Below are 19,270 nucleotides of genomic sequence, written 5' to 3'. Positions count from 1 at the left end.
AGCGCTAGCCGATTCGCTTCGAGCTTCTGCCCGCGGCGAAGCGGTTCAGTGCACCGGTCGCCGCGAGCGCGCGGGTCAGCAGCCAGCCGACCACGCCAGCGAGCACGGCACCCGAGAGGACGATCGAGACGAGGTAGATGGTGAGGAACTCCGGGCCCTTCTCGATGTTCGCGCTGAGGAAGAGCTCGAGCGTCCACGCCGCGACCGCCGCCCCAGCCCCAGCCAGCATCGCGACGCCGAGGCCGAAGCGCTTGTAGAAGAACAGCAGGAAGATGAGCTCGGCGCCGAGGCCCTGCGCGATACCCGAGTACACGGTCTCGATCGACCACTGGCTGCCGAGCAGCATCGAGACGCTCGCCGCGAGCACCTCGACGAAGAGCGCCGCGCCGGGCTTGCGGATGATCAGCCCGCCCAGCACCCCACCGAGCAGCCAGATACCGACGGCGATCCCGCCGACACCCGGCGTGAACGCATCCATGACCGTGAACCACGCGTAGCCGACGCTGTTCCAGACGATGAAGATGAGCCCCGTCGCGACACCGAGAACGGCCGCCGTGACGATGTCGATGACCCGCCAGCGGAAGCGGCTCTTCGGCGACCTCGCCTGTGCCGGCCCCTGCGCAGAGGAGGTTCGAGATGGAGTTGAAGAAGTTGTCATGCGGTGTGCCCTTTCGAGTGAAAGTGCACGGGCGCAGAGCCTGGGGTGGCTCTGCTCGGAGATGTGCCTCCCTGCGCTGGCATTACCCAGATCAGGTTTGACGGTCGAAGGCTTGTGCCTTCCTCTCAGCCCGGACTACCGGACTCCCGTGAACACCTCGAGTATAGGCCGAACCGCGCCCCGAGCTACTTCTTGAGCGCCTTGATGAGACGCGGCAACGCGTGCCCGACCGTCCACACCAGAGGAATCGAGACGACGAGCAGCGTGATGATGTTCGGGCGGAAGCTCGTGCCGAACTCGTCATCGACGTACGCGCCGACGGGGACCGCCATGCCGCCGCCGCCACCTCCGGACGAGTTCTCCTGTCCCTCCTCGTTGCTCTCGCCGCCTCCATAGCCGTACGAGACGAGGGCGACGGGAAGGATGGTGGCCTTGCCAAGCTCCACCTTCTCGCCGTAGGCGAGCGTGACGCCGAGCTTCTTGACGGAATCGGTGAGGTTCTGCGTGAGGTTCGTCATGCGGCCAGCGTAGGTCGTCGACATGCCTGCCAACCAGGAGAACTCCTGTGTGCTGGCGGGCGAGAGCGCTCCCACCCTTTGGTAGCTTTAGTGCCTGCATCCACACGCGATGTTCTTCGGCGGAGCAAGATGAAGCAATAGGAGCGTGCATGAAAACGTGGCCCGGAAATGCCTACCCCCTCGGAGCGACGTTCGACGGAAGTGGCACGAACTTCGCGATCTTCAGCGAAGCCGCCCACAAGGTCGAGCTGTGCCTCTTCGATGACGACGGCAACGAGGAGCGGGTGAGGCTCCACGAGCGGGATGCCCACGTCTGGCACGCCTACCTGCCGCACGTGCAGCCGGGCCAGCAGTACGGCTACCGCATGCACGGCGACTACGACCCCGCGAGCGGCAGCCGCTGCAACCCCGCGAAGCTCCTCCTCGACCCCTACGCGAGGGCCACGACCGGCGACATTGACTGGGACCAGTCCCTCTTCAGCTACAACTTCGGCGACCCCGACTCGTTCAACGACCTCGACTCCGCGCCCCACATGATGAAGGGCGTTGTCATCAACCCCTACTTCGACTGGGCTGGCGACCGGAAGCCGGGCATCCCCTACAACGAGTCCCTCATCTACGAAGCCCACGTCAAGGGCCTCACCCAGCTGCACCCGGATGTGCCCGAGGAGATCCGGGGCACGTACGCGGGCATCGCGCACCCCGCGATCGTCGAACATCTCAAGCGGCTCGGCGTCACCGCCATCGAGCTCATGCCCGTGCACCAGTTCGTGCAGGACAGCACCCTCATCGAGAAGGGCCTCCGCAACTACTGGGGCTACAACACCATCTCGTTCCTCGCCCCGCACGCCGACTACGCCTCCCAGGGGACGGCCGGGCAGCAGGTGCAGGAATTCAAGTCCATGGTGCGCACCCTGCACGCCAACGGCATCGAGGTCATCCTCGACGTGGTCTACAACCACACGGCAGAGGGCAACCACCTCGGCCCGACGCTCAGCTTCCGCGGCATCGACAACGCCGCCTACTACCGCCTCGAAGAAGACGACAAGCGGTACTACACGGACTACACGGGCACCGGCAACTCGCTCAACATGCGCCACCCCCACTCGCTGCAGCTCATCATGGACTCGCTGCGCTACTGGGTCACCGAGATGCACGTCGACGGCTTCCGCTTCGACCTCGCCTCCACCCTCGCCCGCGAACTCCACGACGTGGACAAGCTCTCCACCTTCTTCGACCTCGTGCAGCAGGACCCGGTGGTCTCGCAGGTCAAGCTCATCGCCGAGCCGTGGGACGTCGGCCCCGGCGGCTACCAGGTCGGCAACTTCCCGCCGCAGTGGACGGAGTGGAACGGCAAGTACCGCGACACCGTGCGCGACTTCTGGCGCGGCGAGCCCTCCACGCTCGGTGAGTTCGCGAGCCGCATCACGGGCTCCGCGGACCTCTACGAGCACTCCGGACGGCGCCCGTTCGCATCCATCAACTTCGTCACGGCGCACGACGGCTTCACGCTGCGCGACCTCGTCTCCTACAACGAGAAGCACAACGACGCCAACGGCGAGGACGGGAACGACGGCGAGAGCCACAACCGCTCGTACAACCTCGGCGTCGAAGGCCCGACGGACGACCCCGAGATCAACGCCATGCGCGCCCGCCAGCAGCGCAACATCATCGCGACGATGCTGCTGAGCCAGGGTGTCCCGATGCTCCTCCACGGTGACGAGCTGGGCCGCACCCAGCTCGGCAACAACAACACGTACGCACAGGACAGCGAGCTCAGCTGGGTGCACTGGGAGAACGCGGACGAGCCCCTCGTCGAGTTCACGCGGGCCGTCGCCCAGCTGCGCGCCGACCACCCCACGTTCCGACGCCGCCGGTTCTTCAACGGCCGCGTCGAGAAGCGCGCCGAGGGCTCGGCGCTGCCCGACATCGTGTGGCTCTCCACCGACGGCACGCAGATGGCCTCCGAAGACTGGAACGCCGAGTTCGTGAAGTCCATGGGCATGTTCCTGAACGGCAACGCCATCGCCGGCCGCGACGAGCGCGGCGAGGAGATCACCGATGTGAGCTTCATGGTCTACTTCAACGCCAGCGAGACCGTCGTCGAGGCGACGATCCCGAGCGTCGAGATCACCTCGCACTGGGACATCGTCATCGACACGTCCGGGATGCACACCGACCTCGAGGCGATCGAGCCGGGCGCGATCATCCCCCTCGAACCGCGCTCGCTGGTCGTGCTGCGAGAAGCTGAGCTCAAGGAGAAGCCGGACCACTCCGTCGCCGCCTCCGTCGCAGCGATGACGACCCCCATCCCCATCATCACGAGGCCACCACTCGGCAGCTGACGCCGCCTGCCCCATCTCAGCAGCACCCGCCGCGACGGAGACCATGATGCGCATCCCATCCAGCACCTACCGATTCCAGCTGACGTCGGAGTTCGACCTCGATGCCGCCGCCGAGCAGCTCCCCTACCTGGAGCAGCTCGGCGTCGGGTGGGTGTACCTCTCCCCCATCCTGCAGGCCGCGCCCGGCAGCACCCACGGCTACGACGTCGTCGACCCCTCGAAGGTGGACGACGAACGGGGCGGGCGGGAGGCGCTCGAGCGCTTCTCCGCGAAGGCGCGCGAGCTGGGCCTCGGCGTGCTCGTCGACATCGTCCCGAACCACATGGGAGTCGGCACGCCGCGGGACAACCCGTGGTGGTGGGATGTGCTCGCCCACGGCCGGGATGCGGCGCACGCCGAGTCGTTCGACATCGACTGGGACGCCGGGGACGGCAAGCTCCTCATCCCGACCGTCGGCGACGACGACATGCCGCGGGAGCGCGGCGACGCGATCGCCAACGTCACCGTCGACCGCGAGGCAGGCGTCCTGCGGTACCACTCGACCGAGTACCCGCTCGCCGACGGCTCTGCGCCCGAAGGCGCGTCGGTTCGCGAGGTGCTCGACAACCAGCACTACCAGCTCATCCACTGGCGCCAGGGGGACAGCCGCCTCAACTACCGTCGCTTCTTCACGATCACCTCGCTCGCGGGCATCCGCGTCGAGGACGACGAGGTGTTCGAGGAGGCGCACGCCGAGATCCTCGACTGGATGCGTCACCGCCTCGTCGACGGCCTCCGCATCGACCACCCGGACGGGCTGCGCGACCCCGGCGGCTACCTTCGACACCTCGCCGAGCGGACACGCGGCGCGTACGTGCTCGTCGAGAAGATCCTGGAAGGCGACGAGTCGCTGCCCGCAGACTGGCGCACGGCCGGCACCACCGGCTACGACGCGCTCGGCCAGATCGACCGGGTGCTCGTGGACGCGGACTCCGAGGAGTTCCTCGACGAGCTCGCCGGAATCGACGGCACCCCCGTCGACTGGGAGCAGCTCATCCACGAGGCGAAGCGAGCCGTCGCCGACGTCTCGCTCAACGCCGAGATACGCCGAATCGCGCGCGAACTGCGCGCGACCGGCCTCGAAGACGATCTCATCGAGGACTCGGTCGCCGAGATCGCCGCGCACTTCAGCGTGTACCGGAGCTACCTGCCCACCGGCTCCAACCACCTCGACGACGCGGCACAGGCGGCGAAGGAGCAACGACCCGACCTCTCCGCGTCGATCGCACGCATCCTGCCGTTCCTCGAAGCCCCCGAAGCTGAGGCCGCGCTGCGGCTGCAGCAGACGACCGGCATGATCATGGCGAAAGCCGTCGAGGACCGCTCGTTCTACCGGTACGCCCGCCTCACCTCGCTCAACGAAGTCGGCGGCGACCCCAACGTCTTCTCGATCACGCCCGAGCAGTTCCACGAGCTGCAGACCGCCCGCGCCCGCGACTGGCCGGACGCGATGACCACGCTGTCGACCCACGACACGAAGCGCGGCGAGGACACGCGAGCCCGCATCACGGCGCTCAGCGAGGTCCCGGAGTTCTGGGCCGAGAGCGTCGCCGAGCTGCAGAACGTCGCACCCATCGACGACAACGCCTTCGCCCAGCTGACCTGGCAGGCGATCATCGGAGCCTGGCCGGCGTCCCGCGAGCGCCTCAACGCCTACCTCGAGAAGGCCGCCCGCGAGGCCGACCTGCACACGAGCTGGACCAACCCGAACGAGACCTTCGAAGCGCAGCTGCGCTCGGCCGTCGACGCGGTCTTCGACAACCCCGTGGCGTCCAACATCGTGCAGAACGTCGTCGCCGAGACGCAGGCGGCAGGCTGGTCGAACTCGCTCACCGCCAAGATCGTGCAGCTCACGATGCCGGGTATTCCGGACGTCTACCAGGGCACCGAGCTCTGGGCGCGCACGCTCGTCGACCCGGACAACCGGCAGAGCGTCGACTACTCGTCGCGCACCGCGGCGCTCGACGCGATCCTCCACGGCGCCGTCCCTGAGATCGACGACTCCGGCGCGGCAAAGCTGCTCGTCACGGCCGCCTGCCTCCGCCTGCGTCGCAGCCGCCCCGAGCTCTTCACTGAGTACGAGGGCATCACCGCCAACGGCCCTGCCGCCGAGCACGCCCTCGCCTTCTCACGCGGCGGTGCCATCACCATCGGAACGCGACTGCCCATCGGGCTCGAGCAGGGCGGCGGCTGGATCGGCACCACCATCCCCCTCCCCGAAGGCGAGTGGATCGACCAGCTCACCGCCGCCGTCTACACGGGCGGCAAGGACGTGCCACTCGCGGCGATCCTGCAGCAGTACCCCGTGGCCCTCCTCGCCAAGTCCTGACCAGCACCCGAATCCACCCTCGCCTGCCACCAAGGAGTTCACCGTGCGCGATTCCCGCTTCGACGTCTGGGCACCACACGCCGAGACGCTGACCTTGCACCTCGACGGATCCGAGCTGCCCATGCGCCGCACCGACGGCGACTGGTGGGTGCCGGATGCCGCGCTCGAGCTCGACGAGGCGACGCACGACTACGGGTACCTCGTCGACGGCGCCACGACTCCGATTCCCGACCCCCGCTCGCGCTGGCAGCCAGACGGCGTGCACGGCCTCTCCCGCACGTTCGACCCGGCCAGGCAGCCGTGGACGGACGGCGACTGGACCGGCCGAACGCTCGCCGGCTCGGTGATCATCGAGCTGCACGTCGGCACCTTCACGCCAGAGGGCACCCTCGACTCCGCCATCGAGCGCCTCGACCACCTCCAGTCGCTCGGCGTCGACTTCGTCGAGGTCATGCCCGTCAACGCGTTCAGCGGCACCCACGGCTGGGGCTACGACGGCGTCGACTGGTTCGCGGTCCACGAAGGCTACGGCGGTCCTGCGGCCTACCAGCGCTTCGTCGAGGCGTGCCACGAGCGCGGCATCGGCGTCATCCAGGACGTCGTCTACAACCACCTGGGCCCCTCCGGCAACTACCTCGGCCAGTTCGGCCCGTACCTCTCCGACCACCACGCGACGGCCTGGGGCGACACCGTCAACCTGGACGGCGAGAACTCGGACGAGGTGCGCGCCTACATCCGCGACAACGTCGCCATGTGGTTGCGCGACTTCCACGTCGACGGCCTGCGGCTGGACGCCGTGCACGCCCTCATCGACGACCGTGCCGTGCACATCCTCGAGGAACTGGCACGCGACGTCGACGAGCTCGAGGCGCATGTGGGCCGCCCGCTCACGCTGATCGCCGAGTCCGACCTCAACAATCCCCGCCTCATCACCTCCGATGAGGCCGGTGGGTACGGGCTCGACGCGCAGTGGTCCGACGACTTCCACCACGCCGTGCACGTCACCCTGACGGGCGAGACCAGCGGGTACTACGCCGACTTCGAAGGCCTCGACGCACTCGCGAAGGTGCTCACGAAGGGCTTCTTCCACGACGGCACCGTCTCCACGTTCCGGGGCCGTCACCACGGGCGAGCGCTGCCCGCGCGGACCCGCACCTGGCGGCTCGTCGTCTCCTCGCAGAACCACGACCAGATCGGCAACCGCGCCATCGGCGACCGGATCACGGCGACGCTCTCCCCCGGCCAGCTCGCCATCGCCGCGACGCTCGAGCTCACCTCGCCCTTCACTCCCATGCTCTTCATGGGCGAGGAATGGGGTGCGACGACGCCGTTCCAGTTCTTCTCCTCCCACCCGGAGCCGGAACTGGCGAAGGCGACGACGGAAGGCCGCATCGGCGAGTTCGCGCGCATGGGATGGGATGCGGCCGTGGTCCCGAATCCGCAGGACGTGGAGACGTTCACTCGATCGAAGCTCGACTGGACCGAGCTCGAGAAGCCCGAGCACGCGCGCCTCCTCGAGATCTACCGTGAGCTCATCGCGCTGCGTCGCCGCGAGGCCGACATCACCACCCCGTGGCTCGACGCGAGCAGCGTCGACGCCTCCGAGGAGCACGGCACACTCGTCGTCACGCGCGGGAGCATCGTCATCGCGGTGAACTTCTCCTCGCAGGAACGCGAGCTGCGCGTCGAGCGCGCCACCGAGGTGCTGTTCTCGACCGATGAGCAGGCGGCGCTCGGTGAGACCACCGGAACTGTCACCGGAGCGCCGGTCGGCGCATCCGTCGTGCCGCTGCGCCTGCCAGCGCAGAGTGCCGCCGTCCTCCGCGTCAGCCGCGCCTGACCCCGCCTGTCCAACTTCAGTGCAGATCTCGGCGTTACAGCCCCAGAACGGCTCGAATCGACGCATACTGCACTGAAGTCGGACACGCGGGCATGGGTTTCTTCCGCTTCCCTGGCTAGCATGGTGCTCCCGACGCGAAGGAGCGCCTCATGGGCAAGGTCGTCATGTACGGTTCGGTCTCGGTCGACGGCTTCATCGCAGACGACAGTGACGATCCCGGCCCGCTCTTCGACTGGCTGACCAGCGGCGACGTCGCGCTCGACGACAGCGGCGTGCTGAAGGTCAAGCAGGCGTCCCACGACTACATCCGGCCGTACTGGGATGAGATCGGCGTGACGATCGCGGGACGCCACGTCTTCGACCTCACCGACGGCTGGGACGGGACCCCGCCGAGCGGGATCGACCACGTGGTCGTCGTGTCCCACCGGCCACCACCAGAGGGGTGGAACCCCGACCTGCCGTTCCAGTTCGTCGAGCGCGTCGAGGCCGCTGTCGCCCGGGCCAAGGAGCTTGCGGGCGACCGGACCGTCGAGATCACCGCAGGGGACGTGGGCGGTCAGGCGCTGGCGGGAGGCCTCGTCGACGAGGTGCGGATGGACGTGGTGCCCGTGGTCTTCGGTGCAGGGAAGCGCTTCTTCGGAACCCTCGACGCGCACCACCTGCTTGAGGACCCAGACCTCGTCGTGCAGGGCGAACGCGTGCTGCACCTTCGCTATCCGGTGCGCCGCGAGACGAACTAGCCCTCGTCGGGGAACAGGCGAAGCCGGATTCGCTTGTCGCGTGCAGACCGTCGGCGTACCCTGACCGGCATGTGCAGAAACATCACCGAGCTGCGCGGGCTCGAACCGGCCGCGAACGACACCGAGATCGAGGCCGCCGCGCGCCAGTACGTGCGCAAGGTCTCCGGAATCACGCATCCGACCGACCGAACCCGCGAGGCCTTCGAGAAGGCGGTACGCGAGATCGCGCACATCACCGAGCACCTCCTCGACGACCTCCCCGAGCGACGTCAGCCGCCGAAGACAGTGCCGCCGCTGCGCCGGCCCGAGGTGCAGGCGCGCATCGCCGCGCGCGAGGAAGCGAAGACTGCCTCCTAGACGCACCCTCAGTGCTGGTCCTGGGCCTCGTCCTGCTTGCGGTTCGCCCGCTCGCTGAGGCCGACGGTTCCGTCGCTTCGCTCACCCCGACCGAGCAGCGAGGCCGGGCGCAGCGCGAACTTCCCGAAGCGGGCCACCGCCTGGTCGACGGCTCGTTCCGCCGCCTCCCAGTCGTCGTCCTCCTCAGCGCCGAAGAGCGACAGCTGCCCCGAGGTCCCCGCCTCCACGAGGCGCTCGGCGCGCACGCCGATGAGGCGCACGGGCCGCGGCGGCACGAGGGCCGCGCGCAGCATCTCGCGCGCCTCGAGGTACAGCGAATGCCCGACGTCGCTCGGCTCCGCCAGCGTGTGCGAGCGCGTGATCGTGGAGAAGTCGGACCAGCGCAGCTTGATACCGACCTGCCGTGCCTGGAGGCCCGCGCGCCGAAGACGGGTTGCCACCGCATCCGCCTGCGCCCGCACCTCCCGCTCGAGGAAGACGAAGTCGGCCACGTCCTCGAAGAACGTCTGCTCGTGACTGATCGACTTCTCGCGGTGCGCCTCCTCGACGCCGCGCTCGTCTCGGCCCCACGCCAGGGCGCTGAGCTTCGCCGCCCCCGCCTTGCCGACTGCCCGCTCGAGCACCGGCACCGGCGTGTGCGCCAGGTCGAAGACCGTGTGGATGCCGATACCGCGCAGCTTCGCCTCGCTCTTCTCGCCGACGCCCCACAGCGCCCCGACGGGAAGATGATGCAGGAACGGGATGGTCTCCTCGTGCGGGATCACGAGCATGCCGTTCGGCTTGCACTTGCCGGAAGCGAGCTTCGCGACGAACTTCGTGGATGCGGCGCCGACGGAGCAGGTGAGCCCCGTCTGCGCCTTCACCCGCTCACGAAGCCGCTGCGCGATCTCACCGGGCGAGCCGAACAGCAGACTCGCCCCGGACACGTCGAGGAACGCCTCGTCGATCGACAGCGGCTCGACGAGGGGCGTGAACTCGCGGAAGATCTCCATGACCTGCTGCGACGCCTCGCGGTACTTGTTCATGTTGCCCGGCAGCACGACAGCCTCGGGGCACCGTGCGATTGCCTGGTGCATCGGCATGGCGCTTCGCACGCCTCGCGCCCTGGCCTCGTAGCTCGCGCTGGAGACGACGCCGCGCTCTCTCGTGCCACCGACGATCACCGGCTTGCCGATGAGGTCGGGCCGCTCGAGCAGCTCGACTGCGACGAAGAAGGCGTCCATGTCGACATGGAGGATGCTCGCAGACGCATCGCGGTCGGACGCCGCACCCGTCTGCCGCACACCCATGTCTTTCCTGGTCATGCCTCCATTGTGCGACGTCCCACCGACATCCGCAGGACGCACCCGGACATCTGCCCGACGCTCTGCGCGAATAGACTCTGCGCATGCAGCTCAACGAGTCTCGCGCCTGGACCGCCTTCTACGCCCCCGGAACCCCGACGGACATCGAAGTCCCGAACGGCTCACTGCCGGACATGCTCTCGGAGATCGCGGAGCGCTTCCCCGACAAGCCGGCGATCGAGTTCTTCGGCGCGCAGACCACCTTCTCGGAGCTGCAGGACCAGGTGCTGCGGTTCGCGCAGGGGCTGCGCCGCATCGGCGTCAAGCGAGGGGACCGGGTCGCGCTCATCATGCCGAATGCACCGCAGCACGTGGTCGCGTTCTACGCGGTGCTGCGGCTCGGCGCGGTTGTCGTGGAGCACAATCCGCTCTACACGCGTGATGAGCTCCGCACCCAGTTCGAGGACCACGGCGCCGAGATCGTGATCGCCTGGGACAAGGCCGCGCCGACGGTGCAGTCGCTCCCCCATAGCCTCGGCATCCGCCACGTCATCGCCGTCGACGTCACGAAGGGCATGCCGCTGAAGACGCAGCTGCTGCTCCGACTGCCCATCGCGAAGGCCCGCGAGTCGCGCGCGAAGCTCAGCGCGAAGGCTCCTGGCACCGTCCCCTTCGAGAAGCTCGCGAAGCAGCAGCCGCTCGACGCGAGCATCCCCGCCCCGGGTCCCGAGGACCTCGCGAGCCTGCAGTACACGAGCGGCACGACCGGCAACCCGAAGGGGGCCATGCTCACGCACCGCAACCTGTGGTCGAACGCCCGCCAGGGTGCCGCGTGGATGCCCGAGTTCACGGCTGGCAACGAGACGATCTACGGCGTCCTGCCCATGTTCCACGCCTTCGGCGTGCTGCTGTCCGTCATCTACTCCGTGAGCGTCGGCGCGAAGGCCGTGCTGTTCCCGACGTTCGACCCCGAGCTGGTCATCGAGGCGTCGAAGAAGTCGCCCGCCACGTTCATCCCCGCCGTGCCGCCCATGTACGACCGGCTCGCGCGCGTCGCGAAGGAGGGCAAGCTCGACCTCTCCGGTGTCATCTACGCCATCTCGGGTGCCATGACCCTGAACGACGCCATCGTGCACCGCTGGGAGGCGGTCGCGGGCGGCCAGCTCGTCGAGGGCTACGGACTCACGGAGACCTCGCCCGTCGCGCTCGGCAACCCGTTCACCGACAAGCGCAAGACCGGAACGATCGGCATCCCGTTCCCGTCGACCTTCATCAAGGTCACCGACCCGAGCGACCCGAGCACGGAGGTCGAGCTCGGCGACGTCGGCGAGCTGCTCATCAAGGGCCCGCAGACCTTCCAGGGCTACTGGAACCGACCCGAGGAGACCGCCGAGGTGCTCATCGACGGTGGCTGGGTGCGCTCGGGCGACCTCGTCGTGCAGGATACGGACGGGTTCGTCACGGTCGTGGACCGCAAGAAGGAGCTCATCATCACGGGCGGTTTCAACGTGTCGCCCTCCGAGGTCGAGCGCGTCGTCACCGAGGTGCCAGGAATCGCCGAGGCAGCCGTCGTCGGCATCCGGCGAGGTGGAGGCGCCGAGGTCGTCACCGCGGTCATCGTGCTCGACGAGGGGGCACGCTTCGACGAGGCTGCAGCGCGCGCGTTCGTTCGCGAGCGTCTCTCCGAGCACAAGGTGCCGCGGTCGTACGTCGTCTGGGAGGAGCTCCCCAAGTCGCTCATCGGGAAGGTGCTGCGCAAGAAGGTCCGGGACGCGCTGCAGCAGAACCGCAACGCGACCGCGGCAGCGGCCGACGACGAGGAAACCGGCGGGGCGCACTCCCGCGCCGAATAGGCGGGAGAGCGAGCGAGCCCGCCCCTGCAACGCAGGGGCGGGCTCGAGGCGTCTCGGTCAGCGACTCGCTCAGCCGCCGGTGACGTACTGCTCTCCAGCCGGGGTGAGGCGGATGCCCGTGGGGCCCTCAAGGTCGACCAGGCCGGCCCTCGCCGCCTGACGCACCGAGGCGGCCACGTTCACGGGCACTCGCCACGTCATACGCTCGAACTCACCGGCGATCCTCGCAGCGGTGACGTCACCGTCGCCACCGACGATCGAGGCGATGGCGAGTGCGATGCGCTGCCCATTGTTCGTCGGCTTCAGCTCTTCGGCCAGCTCTTCGAGACTCCGGGGATTCGAACCTGCAGCTCGGGACCTGGCGGCCGCGCTGCCTCGCGAGCCTGCCCTCGTCCGGGATGCGATCGGGGCGTTGCGCTTGCGTTCGTCCGTGGCCGTCTGCGGCGAGGGCTGAGGGTTCGAAGCACGCCCCTCGCCCGCGCGAGCTCGCGTCGAGGCGCGAACGGTGCTGCGAGGACTGCGGACCTGGTCTTTCTGCCCAGTCGAACTCGAGGTCGAACTCTTCTGGGCGGGCGACGTCGGCGCGGGCGAGACCGGGTCGACCGTCTCGGCGCTGTTGATCCCGGACGGGCGCCGCCCACGGCCCGCGCGGAGCGAGCGGGCGGACTCCGCGCCCCTGACCGCAGACTCGTCGTCTCGTGGTTCCGTGGCGACGGGCGCCCCGCCCTCCGCCGTTCTCGGCGCTGCCGTGCGGATGTCGATGGGGCCGAGGTCGCCGGCGTCGACGCCGTGCTCGACGACCGCGGTCACGTAGCTGTCGAAGACCGCACGATGCACCGCCGTCTCGTGCTGTTCGACGAGCGCGACGATCCCGGGCATGGCCCTGATGAGTCGAGCGAACCCGTGGGCGTCGTCGCCCTCATCGGTGAGGAGCTCCGCATCGCGCAGGATGTGCGTCCGTTCGCCCGCGCCCGACTTGCGGCCCTTCGTCGCACCGGCCTTCGGAGCAGCCTCGACCAGCCCGGAGTCCTCGGCCTGGACCGTCTCAGCCTTGGACTTCTTGTCGCCCTTCGGCTTCTTCTTCTCCTTGGACTTCTTCTCGTCCTTGGATTTCTTCTTGTCTTTGGACTTTTTCTCGTCCTTGGACTTCTTCTTGTCCTTGGACTTCTTCTCGTCCTGAGATGTCTTCTCGTCGCTGAGCTTCTTGCTGTCCTTGGACTCCTTCTTGTCCTTGGACTTCGTCTTGTCCTTGGACTTCGTCTTGTCCGTCGGGTCCTTCTGCGTCGCCGGATCCGCAACGACGATCGGTTCGAGCGTCGTCAGGAGCGACGGCGTGCCAGCTGAGACCGGCCGCTGCACTGACTTCGGCGGCTGCACGCGCTCTTTCTTGACCTTCGCCCGAGGGCCGCCCTGCGTCGCATCCGGTCGCTCGACCCGAGCCTTCTTGCCAGTCTTCTTGCCCATGAGATTCACTGCTCCGTTCACCGAGGCCCTGTGGCTCTGACGCTATCGTCAGAGCCACAGGGGCGCCTAGGTCCTGCCCGACAATTCCCCGGTGTACGAGTTCGAGCTCTAGGAGCTCTGGGCGCGCTCGAGAACGAGCTCTCGCACGCGCGCGGCATCTGCCTTGCCCCGCATCGCCTTCATCACGGCGCCGATGACCGCACCTGCCGCCTGCACCTTGCCGTCGCGGATCTTCGCGAGGACGTCGGGCTGCTGCGCAAGTGCCGCATCGATGGCCTCGATGAGGGGTCCGTCATCGCTGACGACCGCGAGGCCGCGCGACTCCACGACCTCGGCCGGTGAGCCTTCACCGGCGAGCACGCCCTCGAGCACGTCACGCGCGAGTCGGTCGTTGACCGTGCCTGCCGTGATCAGACCGTCGAGCTCGGCGATCTGCTGCGGCGTCGCGAGGTCGGTGGCCTGCACGCCCCGATCGTTGGCGATGCGCGAGAGCTCGCCCATCCACCACTTCTTGGCGCCAGCGGCCGTCGCGCCAGCCGCGACAGTCGCATCGACGACCTCGAGAAGCCCCGCGTTGGCGATGTCCTGGAACTCCTGGTCGGCGAAGCCCCACTCCGCCTTGAGGCGACGCCGACGGGCGACGGGCGCTTCGGGAAGCGTCGCGCGAAGCTCCTCGACGAGCTCACGGCTGGGGCGCAGCGGCATGAGGTCGGGCTCAGGGAAGTACCGGTAGTCGTCGGCGTCGGACTTCGGTCGACCGGACGAGGTGCGTCCCGTGTCCTCGTGCCAGTGCCGCGTCTCCTGCGTGATGCTCCCGCCTGCCGCGAGCAGCGCGGCCTGGCGCTGGATCTCGTACCGGACTGCGCGCTCGATCGACCTGAAGGAGTTGACGTTCTTCGTCTCCGTGCGCGTGCCGAGCTTCTCCTCGCCGCGCGGGCGGAGAGAGACGTTGGCGTCGCAGCGGAGATTGCCACGCTCCATGCGAGCCTCGGAGACGCCGAGCGCGCGGACGATGTCGCGGATCGTCGAGACGTACGCCGCCGCGAGCTGCGGCGTCTGCGCCTCTCCGCCGAAGATGGGCCGTGTCACGATCTCGACGAGTGGCACGCCGGCGCGGTTGTAGTCGACCAGCGAGTACTCGGCGCCCTGGATGCGGCCGGTCGAGCCTCCGACGTGCGTGAGCTTGCCCGCATCCTCTTCCATGTGCGCGCGCTCGATCGGAACGTGGAAGACGGTGCCGTCCTCCAGCTCGACCTCGACCTCTCCATCGAAGGCGATGGGGTCGTCGTACTGCGAGATCTGGTAGTTCTTCGGGTTGTCCGGGTAGAAGTAGTTCTTCCGCGCGAAGCCCGAGACCTCGGCGATCTGGCAGTTGAGGGCGAGGCCGAGCGCTATCGAGTAGCGCACAGCCTGCTCGTTGACGACGGGCAGCGTGCCGGGAAGACCGAGGTCGACCGGCCCGATGTTGGTGTTCGGCTCGCCGCCGACCTCGTTCCCCGAGTGGTTCGGGGTGTCGGAGAACATCTTGGTCTTGGTGCCGAGTTCGACGTGCACCTCGAGACCGATGACGGGCTCGTAGAGTTCGAGCGCGCGGTCGTAGTCCATCAGCTCTGGCTTGGCCATCAGCGTGCACCTGCCTTCAGCTGGGGGGCCTGCGCGAGCAGGGGTCCGCCCCATCGGTCTTCAAGAGTCTGTTCGAGCGCCGCAGCCACGGTGTAGAGGCGCGCGTCGTCGCGGGCGGCCGCCATGAACTGGATGCCGACCGGCAGCCCGTTCTCGGGCGCGAGTCCGCCGGGCACGGAGATGCCGGGGACGCCAGCGAGGTTGGCGGGGATGGTCGTGAGGTCGGCGAGGTACATGGCCGTCGGGTCCTCGGCCTTCTCGCCGAGCTTGTAGGCCGTGGTCGGCGACGTGGGCGCGGCGAGCACGTCGACATCGGCGAAGGCGGCGGCGAAGTCCTGCTGCACGAGCGTGCGCACCTTCTGGGCTGACCCGTAGAAGGCGTCGTAGTAGCCGGCCGAGAGCGCGTAGGTCCCGAGGAGGATGCGGCGCTTGGCCTCGTCGCCGAAGCCCTTGCTTCGCGTCGCGGACATGACCTTCTCGACGGTTGTGGCGGAGGCGTCCGTGACCCGCAGCCCGAAGCGCACGGAGTCGTAGCGAGCGAGATTGCTGGATGCTTCCGCCGGCATGATCAGGTAGTACGCGGCGACGGCGTACTCGAAGTGGGGCGTCTCGATCCACGAGATGACCGCACCGCGCTCCTCGAGCGCGGCGAGCGCCTCCTGGAAGCGCTGGGTGACCCCGGCCTCGAAGCCCGCCCCGTCGGCGATCTGCTTGGGGACGCCGATGCGGAGTCCGCGAACGGAGTCCTCCTTGCGGCCCGTGAGGGCTGCGTCGGTGAACGACGGCCATTCCCCCGTGAGCGAGGTGGAGTCGCGGCGGTCGTGGCCCGCGAGCACGTCGTGCAGGGCGGCCGTGTCGAGCACGGTGCGTGCTGCCGGTCCGATCTGGTCGAGCGAGGATCCCAGGGCGAGCGCGCCATAACGGCTGACGCCGCCGTACGTGGGCTTCATGCCTACGGTGCCGGTGACGGATGCAGGCTGACGGATGGATCCGCCCGTGTCAGTTCCGAGCGCGAGCGGCGCCTCGTAGGCGGCCACGGCGGCGGCGGAGCCTCCACCGGATCCACCGGGGATGCGCTGGAGGTCCCACGGGTTGTGAGTTGGGCCGTACGCGGAGTGCTCCGTGGAGGAACCCATCGCGAATTCGTCGAGGTTGGTCTTGCCGATGATGACGAGGTCGTCGCCGCGGAGGCGCTCGACGACGGTCGCGTCGTACGGCGGCACCCAGCCCTCGAGGATGCGGGAGCCGGCGGTCGTCGGCGTGCCCTTCGTGGCGATGTTGTCCTTGACGGCGACGGGGACTCCAGCCAGCGGTGCGAGCTGCTCGCCGGCCTGCCGCTTCGCGTCGACACGTCCCGCGGCGGCGAGCGCAGCGTCGGCGTCGACGTGGAGGAACGCGTGGACGTCACCGTCGACAGCCTCGATGCGCTCGAGGTGCGCGGTCGTCGCCTCGATGGAGCTGATGGTGCCGGCCGCGATCGCCGCCGCCAGGTCGGTCGCGCTCAGGCGCGTGATGTCGGCGGTCACTGCTCTTCTCCCAGGATCGCGGTGACGCGGAAGCGTGTCCCGTCGCTGTCCGGTGCTCCTGCGAGCGCAGCATCGCGGTCAAGCGGTTCGCCGACCTCGTCTGCACGCGTCACGTTGTGCATGGCGATCGGATGCGTCGTCACTTCGACGTCGGGGGTCGCCACCTCCTGCACTTTCTGGATCAGGTGCTGGATTTCGATGAGTTCGCCGGTGACGCGCTCGATCTCGCCGTCTGCGAGGTCGATGCGTGCGAGCTGAGCGAGGTGCTCAACGTCGGCGGCAGTGATGTCGGTCATTCGTCTCCGATAGTGCGTCGGCCAGGGCTGGACAAGTCTAGGCCGCGCACGGGGCGCGGCCGTGCTCGCTGCCGGCTACTGGCGGGGTGGCTGCTGCTGGGGTGGCCAGGGCGGCTGGCTGTTCCCCGGTCGGCGTGGGTCGTACCCGGGCTGGCCCGGCTGAGGGTCCTGCCCCTGCTTGGGCCCGTGCTGTGGAGCCTGGCCGGAATACGGGCCCTGCCCCTGGGGGTTCTGGCCGTACGGCGGCTGCCCCTGCGGCGCCTGACCGTATGGGGGCTGGCCGTTCCAGCCACCCTCCTGCGGACGCTGCTGCGGCGCGCGTGACGGTGGGAACTGCTGCGGCTGGCCCTGCTGCCTGGGGTCGAAGCTTCCCGGCTGGGCTGGGTACTGGGCGCCGGGATACGGACCACCGGGAGCCTGCTGCTGGCCCGGCTGCCATTGGGGCGGCTGGCCCTGGTGCTGCTGAGCGCGCCCCTGCTCGTTGCCGTACGAGGGCGGCTGAACCTGCGGGCGCTGCTGCCAGGAGGCGCCCTGCGGAGCTTGGCCCTGCCAAGGCTGCCCCTGCGGGCCCGGGCTCCCGGGCTGGCCTGGCTGCCCCGCGTGCGGGAACTGCTGCTGGGGCGGCGGTTGCCAACCGGCTTGCGGTGGCTGGCCGGGCTGCCCGGGCTGCCCGGGCTGAGGATACTGCTGGCCCGGATGCCCCACGGCGCTCGGCTGGCCGTACGCGCTCGGCTGGCCGTACGCGCTCGGCTGGCCATACGCGCTCGGCTGGCCATACGCGCTCGGCTGGCCATACGCGCTCGGCTGGCCATATGCGCTCGGCTGGCCAGGCTGCATGGGCCGCTGGTTTGGTTGGCCGAAGTGATTCGGCTGGCCAGGCTGCGTGGGCTGGCCAGGCTGCCCCTGCTGAGGAGGGCGCCCGAAGGGAGCCGACGGGCCTGCTTGCGAGGGCGGGACAGGGTTTCCGCCTTGTGCACCCTGGGCCGGGTTCGCGAGGTGCGGCGGAAGGAAGCCCTGTGCTGCGCCCTCACCTGGCGCAGGCGCCGGAACGGGAGGCGGGCCGCCGACAGGCGGAGCGACGGCCGACGGCGGGGTCCGCTCCCAGCGGGGCGAAGCGTCGAACGGCTGCCAGGGGGCGCCAGGAGCCGCAGCCTGAGACTGAGCCGCTGCTGATGCCGATGGAAGCCCCGCGGACGGGGGCGCAGCGGTCTCTGCTCGCTGCTCTGCGCGCTGCGGCGACTGGACGTACGGGGCCGATGCGGGAACGACGGGCGGAGGCGGTGTCGGGAGCCCGGCCGGCGGTACGACAGGGACGGGCGCAGGCTGCGCCTCCGATGTCTGCAGCTCGTGCAACGGCGCCGGGGGTGCATCGCTCGGTGCGTGATCGAGTTTCACTCCCGGCTCCGGAGTAGGCGTGTGCTCGATCTGCGGCTCGGGCTCAGCCGTCGGCTCCTCCTCGGAATGAGCCTCGCTGAACGGTTGCTCTTCGGACGACACCTGCCCCGGTTCAGCTGGCGGAGTGACGTCAGACGTGCGCTCGGACGCCGCCTCGGGCGCGCTGTCCGACACTCCTCCGGGCGCACCGTCGGGCACGACCTCGGGCTCGCTCGTGTCGGCTGCCGCCTCCGGCGACACGCGAGCGACAAGGATCCGCTGCGCGTCGTCGAGGGTGACCTCCACACTGCCGTCACTCGTGGAGAGCTCGTAGCTGGACGCGCCCGTGCGGCTGAGCTGCGACTCGCTTCGTGCCGCATAGGAGTGGAGCGCACGCACGTGGTCGCCCAGGACCCCCGCGTCGAGGGCATCCAGGATGGCGCGCGTCGCTCGCTCGGCGGTCGTCGACGTGTCTGGCCCCGCTTGCACCATGAGGTGCACTTGAACGCCCGGCGCGGCCTCGAGGACGACGCTGTCACGCGATCGGGTGAGGGCCTTCGCTGCGAGGACCAGCAGAAGCGGCGCGGTCTCGTCGGTCTTCACCACGGAGGACGAGAGCTGCTCCGGCCCGCCATCGAGCACAAACGAACGCACCCGTCCGGCAAGCGCGATGGCCTGCTCGGGGAAGTTGTTGACGTTGTTCCAGCCCCACATCCACGTGCCCGCGCTCTGGGCGACGCTCCCGATGAGCTGGACCGGGAGCACCGTCTCGCTCGGCTGGGTCTGGTAGGTGATCGACGGAGCCGTCAAATCGACATCCCATCCGGCGTCGCCGAGCTGCTCCGTGAGCTGCGCCTGCGCGTCGAAGTGGAGGATGGCGGCGTCGTCCGCCAGATCTTGCAAGCTCACGCTGAGCATGGTTCCCCGTTCCTCCGCGGCGAGCCGATGCCACGGCCTGCACACTGTAGCCGAGCGACCGGGCCGCAGCCTCGGAGTCCGCTCCTGGTCGTCGGACCCTGCGGGTC

At 69.0% G+C, this 19,270-nt stretch carries 14 protein-coding genes and 1 riboswitch; of the genes, 6 read left to right on the top strand and 8 right to left on the bottom strand.

Annotated features, from left to right (window positions below; all coding sequences use genetic code 11):
• Window positions 1-4: 4 nt before the first annotated feature.
• Complete coding sequence (locus tag F8O03_RS15675) at window positions 5-658, bottom strand: ECF transporter S component (protein WP_151424703.1); 654 nt, start codon at window positions 656-658, stop codon at window positions 5-7.
• A gap of 50 nt (window positions 659-708) precedes the next feature.
• Window positions 709-818: riboswitch (TPP riboswitch) on the bottom strand.
• 25 nt (window positions 819-843) lie between these two features.
• Entirely contained in the window at window positions 844-1,176 is a 333-nt protein-coding gene (locus F8O03_RS15670) for a spore germination protein GerW family protein (RefSeq protein ID WP_104253225.1), read from the bottom strand.
• Between the two features lie 149 nt (window positions 1,177-1,325).
• Here F8O03_RS15670 and glgX point away from each other — a divergent pair, with 149 nt between their 5' ends.
• The 5 genes from glgX to F8O03_RS15645 all read left to right on the top strand — a co-directional run bounded on the left by glgX (window position 1,326) and on the right by F8O03_RS15645 (window position 8,826).
• On the top strand, window positions 1,326-3,521 hold the full coding sequence (gene glgX / locus F8O03_RS15665; protein WP_151424702.1) for a glycogen debranching protein GlgX: 2,196 nt from the start codon (window positions 1,326-1,328) through the stop codon (window positions 3,519-3,521).
• 46 nt (window positions 3,522-3,567) lie between these two features.
• The gene (treY, locus tag F8O03_RS15660) at window positions 3,568-5,889 is read left to right on the top strand and encodes a malto-oligosyltrehalose synthase (protein WP_151424701.1); all 2,322 of its coding nucleotides are present in this window, start codon (window positions 3,568-3,570) and stop codon (window positions 5,887-5,889) included.
• Between the two features lie 43 nt (window positions 5,890-5,932).
• Window positions 5,933-7,729 (top strand): malto-oligosyltrehalose trehalohydrolase, encoded by a 1,797-nt coding sequence (gene treZ, locus F8O03_RS15655; RefSeq protein WP_151424700.1) that lies wholly within the window; start codon window positions 5,933-5,935, stop codon window positions 7,727-7,729.
• 149 nt (window positions 7,730-7,878) lie between these two features.
• Complete coding sequence (locus F8O03_RS15650) at window positions 7,879-8,469, top strand: dihydrofolate reductase family protein (RefSeq protein WP_151424699.1); 591 nt, start codon at window positions 7,879-7,881, stop codon at window positions 8,467-8,469.
• 69 nt (window positions 8,470-8,538) lie between these two features.
• A complete protein-coding gene (locus F8O03_RS15645) occupies window positions 8,539-8,826 on the top strand; it encodes a DUF2277 domain-containing protein (RefSeq protein WP_151424698.1) in 288 nt (95 codons plus the stop codon).
• Between the two features lie 8 nt (window positions 8,827-8,834).
• Here the strand turns inward: F8O03_RS15645 and dinB are convergent, their stop codons facing one another.
• Window positions 8,835-10,130 carry a DNA polymerase IV gene (gene dinB / locus F8O03_RS15640; RefSeq protein WP_151424697.1) on the bottom strand — a complete coding sequence of 432 codons (1,296 nt, stop codon included), beginning with the start codon at window positions 10,128-10,130 and terminating at the stop codon, window positions 8,835-8,837.
• Between the two features lie 83 nt (window positions 10,131-10,213).
• Here dinB and F8O03_RS15635 point away from each other — a divergent pair, with 83 nt between their 5' ends.
• Window positions 10,214-11,962 carry a long-chain-fatty-acid--CoA ligase gene (locus tag F8O03_RS15635; RefSeq protein WP_151424696.1) on the top strand — a complete coding sequence of 583 codons (1,749 nt, stop codon included), beginning with the start codon at window positions 10,214-10,216 and terminating at the stop codon, window positions 11,960-11,962.
• 69 nt (window positions 11,963-12,031) lie between these two features.
• Here the strand turns inward: F8O03_RS15635 and F8O03_RS15630 are convergent, their stop codons facing one another.
• The 5 genes from F8O03_RS15630 to F8O03_RS15610 all read right to left on the bottom strand — a co-directional run bounded on the left by F8O03_RS15630 (window position 12,032) and on the right by F8O03_RS15610 (window position 19,154).
• A complete protein-coding gene (locus F8O03_RS15630; RefSeq protein WP_151424695.1) occupies window positions 12,032-13,426 on the bottom strand; it encodes a helix-turn-helix domain-containing protein in 1,395 nt (464 codons plus the stop codon).
• Window positions 13,427-13,534: 108 nt separating this feature from the next.
• Window positions 13,535-15,049, bottom strand: coding sequence for an Asp-tRNA(Asn)/Glu-tRNA(Gln) amidotransferase subunit GatB (gene gatB / locus F8O03_RS15625; protein WP_151424694.1), 1,515 nt, complete (start codon window positions 15,047-15,049; stop codon window positions 13,535-13,537).
• On the bottom strand, window positions 15,049-16,575 hold the full coding sequence (gene gatA, locus F8O03_RS15620) for an Asp-tRNA(Asn)/Glu-tRNA(Gln) amidotransferase subunit GatA (RefSeq protein WP_151424693.1): 1,527 nt from the start codon (window positions 16,573-16,575) through the stop codon (window positions 15,049-15,051). Before gatA ends, gatB begins: the two co-directional genes overlap by 1 nt.
• Entirely contained in the window at window positions 16,572-16,871 is a 300-nt protein-coding gene (gene gatC, locus F8O03_RS15615) for an Asp-tRNA(Asn)/Glu-tRNA(Gln) amidotransferase subunit GatC (protein WP_104253166.1), read from the bottom strand. Before gatC ends, gatA begins: the two co-directional genes overlap by 4 nt.
• Window positions 16,872-16,946: 75 nt before the next feature.
• Complete coding sequence (locus F8O03_RS15610; RefSeq protein WP_151424692.1) at window positions 16,947-19,154, bottom strand: DUF6882 domain-containing protein; 2,208 nt, start codon at window positions 19,152-19,154, stop codon at window positions 16,947-16,949.
• Window positions 19,155-19,270 lie beyond the last annotated feature (116 nt).

The organism is Pseudoclavibacter terrae (genome assembly GCF_008831075.1).
Taxonomy (GTDB): domain Bacteria; phylum Actinomycetota; class Actinomycetes; order Actinomycetales; family Microbacteriaceae; genus Pseudoclavibacter; species Pseudoclavibacter terrae.
This window is presented reverse-complemented; position numbering and strand designations above follow the sequence as displayed.